This window comes from Aequoribacter sp. (genome assembly GCF_965659035.1).
GTDB lineage: Bacteria > Pseudomonadota > Gammaproteobacteria > Pseudomonadales > Halieaceae > Aequoribacter.
Genome location: NZ_CBFHWH010000098.1, coordinates 1 through 6,818, shown reverse-complemented (window position 1 = coordinate 6,818; position 6,818 = coordinate 1). Strand labels below are relative to the sequence as shown.

Here is a 6,818-nt window from a genome sequence, read left to right as displayed (position 1 = left end):
AGGCGTCCTCTACCGCAAACAATGCGGCTTTGGCATTTAAGGTATCAAAGATGGTCTCGATCATAACGATATCGACACCTTCCTCGAGCAGTGCGATAGCAGCTACACGGTAATCCTGAACTAAACTGTCAAAATCGATATTTCGAGCACCGGGGTCGTTGACATCTGGCGAGATAGAGGCCGTGCGGGGTGTCGGCCCAAGAACTCCAGCGACATAGCGCGGCTTGTCGGGTGTGAGGGCGCTGTAATGGTCCGCAGCTGCGCGAGCAAGTCGCGCCGCAGCACGATTGAGTTCGTCGGCCAAAGATTCTAGGCCGTAGTCGCTTTGAGCCACCGCGGTGGAGTTGAAACTGTTGGTCTCGATGAGATCCGCACCCGCCTCAAGAAACGCCTTGTGAATGTCGATAATAAGATCGGGACGCGTCAGGCAAAGTAGGTCGTTATTGCCTTTTAGGTCACCGTTGAAGTCAGCGAAGCGCGAGCCTCGATAGTCGGCCTCTGCTAGCTTGTAACCTTGAATCATCGTACCCATAGCGCCATCGATGATAAGGATGCGTTCTTGTAAGGCTTGTTCTAGAGTAGGGCGTTGAATAGGCATGTCGAACTCGTCTAATGATACGGCGCGGAGTCTACCAGATTTGACTGTGTGATGGACGGTCGAATCGTAATATTTAGCGCGACGCAACAAGTTTTGTTCCAATTTTATCGGGCTTCTTGCTAAAATACCTGAGTAATTTGCTAAGGATAACCAGCTGTATGTTTACGATCACTGAATCGGCCCAGAATTACCTTGCCGAGTTGCTCTCAAAGCAAGACGGCGTATTAGGCGTTCGCGTTTTTATCAATCAGCCAGGCACGCCTAAAGCTGAGACCTGCATTGCCTACTGCCGCGAAGACGACATCAAGGAGGGCGATGAAGACCGGCGTTTTGGTCCGATTACTGCTTTCATCGAAAGTCGTAGCGTGCCATTTTTGGAAGACGCACTGGTCGATTACAATAAAGACCGTATGGGCGGCCAGCTCACCATCAAGGCTCCTAATGCCAAACTGCCCAGGGTAAGCGATGACAGTCCCATTGAGGACCGTATCAACTACATTTTGTACAACGAGGTGAATCCTGCGTTGGCCGCGCACGGCGGTGAGGTGTCGCTTGTCGAAATCACAGAGGACCAAATTGCGATTTTGCAGTTCGGTGGCGGTTGCCAGGGCTGTGGTATGGTAGACCAGACTTTAAAGGGCGGTGTTGAAAAAAGTCTTTTGGAACAAGTGCCGGAACTTAAGGGCGTTCGCGACGTGACAGACCACTCGGATCGTTCCCAGGCTTACTATTGAGTATTAAGCTGTCGTAGTACTAAGACGGGGCGATATGAGTCGCCCCGTCTTTTTTAGTTCGCTGATCGACGGCCAGGGAGGGTGCTTTTGATCATTTCGCGCAGATTGAGCAGAGCTGTCTCGGTCGTTTCCCAATCGATGCAACCATCGGTAATCGATACCCCGTATTCCAGTTGGCTTAAGTCGTCGGGCATGCTCTGATTGCCGGCTTTGATGTGACTCTCGATCATCAATCCCGTGATCGATTCGTTGCCATCTGCAATCTGGTGGCCAATGTTTTCGAGTACTAAGGGTTGCAGTTCCGGCTTTTTGCTGGAATTCGCATGACTGCAGTCGATCATGATGTTGCGTGGCAGTCCGGCCTTCTCTAGCGCTTGCTCTACCAAAGCAACATGTACCGAGTCGTAGTTTGGGCCGTCACTCCCGCCGCGCAGAACTACGTGGGCGTAGGGATTGCCAGAGGTGGTGATAACAGACACGCGCCCGTCGCCCGACAGACCGAGAAAGCGGTGAGGTTTTGCAGCAGACTTGATGGCATTGGTGGCGACCTCGATACCGCCGTCAGTACCATTTTTGAAGCCTACAGGGCTGCTGAGGCCGCTGGCCATTTCTCGGTGGGTCTGTGATTCGGTTGTGCGAGCACCAATAGCCGACCAAGAAATTAAGTCCTGCAGATACTGCGGGGAGATTGGGTCGAGTGCCTCTGTCGCTGTGGGCAGGCCAGATTCTAGTATGTCTAACAACAACTTACGACCAATTTTTAATCCATCTTCTATAGCAAACGAGTCGTCCAGATACGGGTCATTGATTAAACCTTTCCAGCCCACCGTTGTGCGCGGCTTTTCGAAATAAACACGCATAACAATGTAAAGTGTATCGGATACCTCATTCGATAGCGCCTTTAGGCGCGTTGCATAGTCTAAGGCCGCTTTGGTGTCATGGATTGAGCAGGGCCCAACGACGACGAATAAGCGTTGGTCCTTACCATCGAGTATATCTCTAATGATCTGGCGAGACTCGGCAACTTGCGCATAGGCCGCCTCTGACGCGGGCACGGATTTTTTAAGATCCTGTGGTGTAATCAGAAGACTTTGTGATTCGATATTGATATCTTGAATAGCAACTTTTTTCATGAAACAAACCCGGTGTACACAGAGGTGCACTCTTTGATGTATTAAGGGCGCGAATTCTACCGATTTACAGCACCGAAGGGTAGTCTGGCGGCCGTGTCGAGGCGATTAGATGTTAAAGCCACTGTATGACATTGATGTGATACTGCCTTTCGTGAGTGCAAATTCGATTATTGTGACACCCAATGAGCGCTTGGCTCGCGCTATCAGCCACGCTTACGACGCGTATCAGGCTGATCAGGGCTTGGAAGCTTGGGCTAAGATTGCGGTCATTTCGCTCAATCGCTTATTTGAACGCTGGCTCGATGAAGGTCGGCTCACACCTTGCTTGAAGCCTCAGCAAGCTCAGTACTTGTGGGAGTTAATAATTCGCGGCAGCATGCCCGATGACCACATAACGGGTTGGTTGAATCCCAAAGCCTTGGCGCTAGAGGGCTATAAGGCCTACGAATTGATCTATCACTACCAGCTGCGAGAGGATCAGAGTTTTGCGAGCGCGATGACTGCAGATCCTGACAGCGCGACCTTTTATGAATGGTTGCAGAGCTTTGAGCAGGACATCATCAAGCACGGCTGGGTGACGCAAGCCCAACAATGGCAAGCACTTGCGTCGTGTCAGTGCAAACTTGCCGCCGATGTAATCATGGTCGATTTTGATACGCTTACACCGCTACAGCGGGCGGCTTGTGAGCGTGTTAGCGAGCGGGTACAGTTTATTCGATCAGCCTCGCCGCAGACTATCGACACTGCGAAGACCCCAGTATGTGCGTTCCAAGATGCTGATGAACAGCTTCGGTGGGTCGCGGCTTGGGCGAAAGAGCATTATGAAACCAAGCAGCGCGAGCGCTTAGGCATCGTGGTCCCGGATTTGAACACTCATCGACAGAGACTGGAATATCATCTGCGCCAAGCATTTGGGTTAGAACACAGCGACTACACAAGTCTGCCCGTCAATTTTTCTGCCGGTATAGCTGCCTCTCAAGTTCCCCTTATCGATGCCGCTGTCAGTGTTTTGAAACTTGCTCTGGGTCGACTGAGGCCGTCCGAACTGCTGGCTCTAGCGCGCTCGCCTTACGTCTCATTGTGCGTTACGCACCATGACTTCAGGGCGCTGCGCAAGGCGCTGTACGATCTCGCTCCCGCGAAGCTTGGACACTCTGAATTGCTGCTAATTTTGGAGCATATGTCAAAAGAAGTTCCAGACTCGGCGCTTTCTAGGTGGTTGCTTACCAATCGCTTAGATTCAAAAGACGCGACATGCTTGGAGCACGTGAGACGCTGGGAGCACTCTCTCGAGGCTGCGGGCTGGCCGGGCAAGCGGGGTCTGGATAGTGTTGAGTACCAAGCGTTCAAGCTTTGGCAACGCACGCTTCGAGATCTGGTCAGCTGGGATGGCTTGAGGCCAAAATGGGCCGCAAGCGACGCTCTGACGCTGTTGGAATCAAGCCTGACAAACAGTGTGTTCCAACCTGAAACACCAGACCAGAATATTCAAGTGCTGGGGACCTTGGAAGCGGCTGGACTGTGTTTCGACCGGCTTATCGTCACGGATGCTGTGGCTGGGCATTTTCCAGAACGAATCGCCTTATCCCCGTTTTTACCCAAACACCTGCAGCGTCAATACAAGATGCCCCGCGCTAATGAGGATCAAGAATATCAGTTAGCGAAGAGCTTGCTTGAAGGCATGGCAGCGCGGAGCCAGGCTATACAGTTTAGCTATGTGGCCCTCGCCGACGAGAGTAAAGTCGCTGTAACGCCGCTATTAAGTCAGCTAGAGCAGAGCTTCCCTGTCGTCGCTGAACTAGACCGTCCGGTAATACCGGGCGTTTGGTCGATGATGCTCGAGTCACGCGGCTTGACTCTGTCCACGCCGCATAGTGATTTGAGGGGCGGAGCCTATCGTTTGGGCATGCACGCACTGTGCCCGATGCAGGCCTACAGTCGTTATCGGCTCGATATTCCCGAGGAGGCCAATCTCGAGGACGGTTTGAGCGCAAAAGAGCAGGGGCTGGTATTACACAAATCAATGGAACTGCTGTGGCGGGGCAAAAACCGTCTTGAGCAAGTGAATTCAGAAGACATCGCTCCCGCAGTGACCGGGGCCTTAAAAAGTATCAGCAGGGCTCGTCAGGTGCTGCTGCCTGATCTAGCGCTTCAGGCGGAGCAGCTTCGATTGGAAACGGCGATTCGTCTTTGGTTGGAGTTGGAGTCGCAAAGAGTACCCTTTAATGTGCTTGAGCATGAACGCAAAGCTGAGTTGAATTTGAAGGGATGGCGATTCTCGTTTCGACTGGATCGACTCGATGCTCTAGCGGATGACCATTTTGTGATCATAGATTATAAAAGCACGGCGCCGAGCACCAGCACCTGGTTCGGCGATCGCTTAGAGCAAGCCCAATTGCCGCTGTATGCGCTAGCGCTGGGTGAGCACGCCAAAGGTATAGCTTACGGACAAATTTCTTCGACAAAGCCAGCAAAATTTGTGGGTGCAGGCCAACAAGGGTTCGGCAAGGGTATCAAAGTTATCGAGAATTGGGGGGAGCAGAAGGAGCTCTGGGAGCGGGCTTTACTCGATTTGATCGATGAATTAGAGGCGGGCGAGGCTTCTGTGCTTCCCTCGACGAGGGCCTGTCGATACTGTGACTTCGCCGCAATATGTCGGGTCCAGCTGGCTGACGACGAAGAGGAAGGCACTGATGAGTGATCAGGTTCAGCGCGACAGAGCGATAGACCCAACCGCCAGCTGTTGCGTGGTTGCACCGGCGGGTTCTGGTAAAACCAGCTTGTTGGTGCAGAGGATGCTGGCTTTGTTGGCGCGCGTCTCGCATCCTGAGCAGATCGTAGCGATTACCTTTACCCGCAAAGCGGCTGCTGAAATGCGAGCGCGCATGGCCGAGGTGTTTGAACTTGCACAAGTGAAACAACTATGGGAAGTCCCAGAGTACGAACGTGTTTCCTTGGAGCTTGCCAAACATGCGTTAAGTAACGCAAGCGAGCGTGGCTGGTCACTGCCCCAGCAGCTCGAACGACTGCAGTTTATGACCATCGACTCCTTTTGCGCGTCGCTAGTACGCCAAATGCCGCTGGCGAGTCGGATGGGTGGGGTAATGACACCGGCCGAGCCAGTAACGGACCTATACCGTGCCGCGGTACTCGATTTGTTGCAAAGTAGTGAGCCGCAGATACGCGAGCACTTGCCGCCTATTCTTGCGGCATTGGGCAATCGCTGGGACTCAGCGATCGATTGGCTGTCTGAGTTGCTAGCGAAGCGTGATCAGTGGCAACTTGCGTTATTCCCAGGTCAACGCGAACAGGATGCACTGGACTATATGCGCGAGACATGGGCATTGGAATGTCAGCGACGTGTTGCTCAGCTCAACGCCGACCTGGCGCCGTGGCGTGCTCAGCTGCAAGAAATCCTCAATCTGTTGGGGCTTGAGGAAAGGTCTGATTTTTTGCCTTTGCATTCGCCAAATGCTATCGGATCGTGGCGACGTGTTGCTGCGTTTTTGCTAACGCAAAGCGGTGAATGGCGCAAAAGTGTCACGGTGAAAGAGGGATTCCCACCAAAATCCGAGCAAAAAGAATTGCATAGCTTGGTAAGTACGGAAATTCGAGCTGCTCTTTCTCCCATCGTGTTTGAGGGCGTCATGCTGATGCCCGAAGCGCTGGATGATGACCAGAATTGGCAGATCGTCACGAGTATTGTCGCGATACTTCCCCACCTATTAGCGTCGTTTTGGTGGCAGTGCCAACAGCGGGGTGAGGTGGACTTTACGCAGATTGCAAGCGCAGCGCTGGAAGCCTTGGGCGATGACGAGAATCCGACTGATCTAGCTTTAAAACTTGATTACGGCATTCAGCACCTGTTAGTGGATGAGTTTCAAGATACGTCAACGCATCAGTTTGAACTGATTCGGAGGCTGACTCGGGGCTGGTTTGAACACAATCAGGTAACGCCTGAGTCGCCAAAAACCTTGTTTGTTGTCGGCGACGCCATGCAGTCGATTTATCGGTTTAGAGGGGCTCAAGTCGATTTATTCGTGCGTGCGATAGAAGAGGGCTTTAACGGCTTGCGTCTGGAGCGCTTGGATCTGTGTCGAAATTTCCGATCGACGGCGGGTATCGTGCAGTGGGTTAATCAGGTGTTTGCTGACGTACCAACGCACAGTTCTCCCATGATAAAGCGTTTGGCAGCGAACAGGGCCGAGCCCGTCCTAGTCGGCGAGACGGACATTCAGGTGCACGCCTTTGCTGCTGATCCTAACGCAGCTCGAGAAACGGAGTTTGTGGTTGAACGGGTCCGTTTTTGGCTTGAAGGTGATGCGTCCACTACGATCGCAGTGCTGGGACGAA

At 52.8% G+C, this 6,818-nt stretch carries 5 protein-coding genes; 3 read left to right on the top strand and 2 right to left on the bottom strand.

Annotated features, from left to right (window positions below; genetic code table 11):
• Positions 1–598, bottom strand: a 598-nt coding sequence (locus tag ACTF5Z_RS10680; RefSeq protein ID WP_438985617.1) for a homocysteine S-methyltransferase family protein, incomplete at its 3' end; no start/stop codon positions are given.
• 158 nt (positions 599–756) lie between these two features.
• On the opposite strand from ACTF5Z_RS10680, the gene nfuA reads away from it, so the two are divergent.
• A complete protein-coding gene (gene nfuA, locus ACTF5Z_RS10675) occupies positions 757–1,332 on the top strand; it encodes a Fe-S biogenesis protein NfuA (protein ID WP_423848538.1) in 576 nt (191 codons plus the stop codon).
• A 53-nt stretch (positions 1,333–1,385) separates the two neighbouring features.
• On the opposite strand, the gene ACTF5Z_RS10670 is transcribed toward nfuA, so the two are convergent.
• Positions 1,386–2,465 (bottom strand): 3-deoxy-7-phosphoheptulonate synthase, encoded by a 1,080-nt coding sequence (locus ACTF5Z_RS10670; RefSeq protein WP_423848537.1) that lies wholly within the window; start codon positions 2,463–2,465, stop codon positions 1,386–1,388.
• A 109-nt stretch (positions 2,466–2,574) separates the two neighbouring features.
• On the opposite strand from ACTF5Z_RS10670, the gene ACTF5Z_RS10665 reads away from it, so the two are divergent.
• On the top strand, positions 2,575–5,166 hold the full coding sequence (locus tag ACTF5Z_RS10665) for a PD-(D/E)XK nuclease family protein (protein ID WP_438985616.1): 2,592 nt from the start codon (positions 2,575–2,577) through the stop codon (positions 5,164–5,166).
• A partial coding sequence (locus ACTF5Z_RS10660) for a UvrD-helicase domain-containing protein (protein WP_438985615.1) occupies positions 5,159–6,818 on the top strand: 1,660 nt, incomplete at its 3' end. The genes ACTF5Z_RS10665 and ACTF5Z_RS10660, both read left to right, overlap by 8 nt.

What these genes read in the sequence shown, in the direction of transcription:
- nfuA (WP_423848538.1), top strand. Translation starts at nt 757, where the DNA reads ATGTTTACGATCACTGAATCGGCCCAGAATTACCTTGCCGAGTTGCTC.
- ACTF5Z_RS10670 (WP_423848537.1), bottom strand. Translation starts at nt 2,465, where the DNA reads ATGAAAAAAGTTGCTATTCAAGATATCAATATCGAATCACAAAGTCTT.
- ACTF5Z_RS10665 (WP_438985616.1), top strand. Translation starts at nt 2,575, where the DNA reads ATGTTAAAGCCACTGTATGACATTGATGTGATACTGCCTTTCGTGAGT.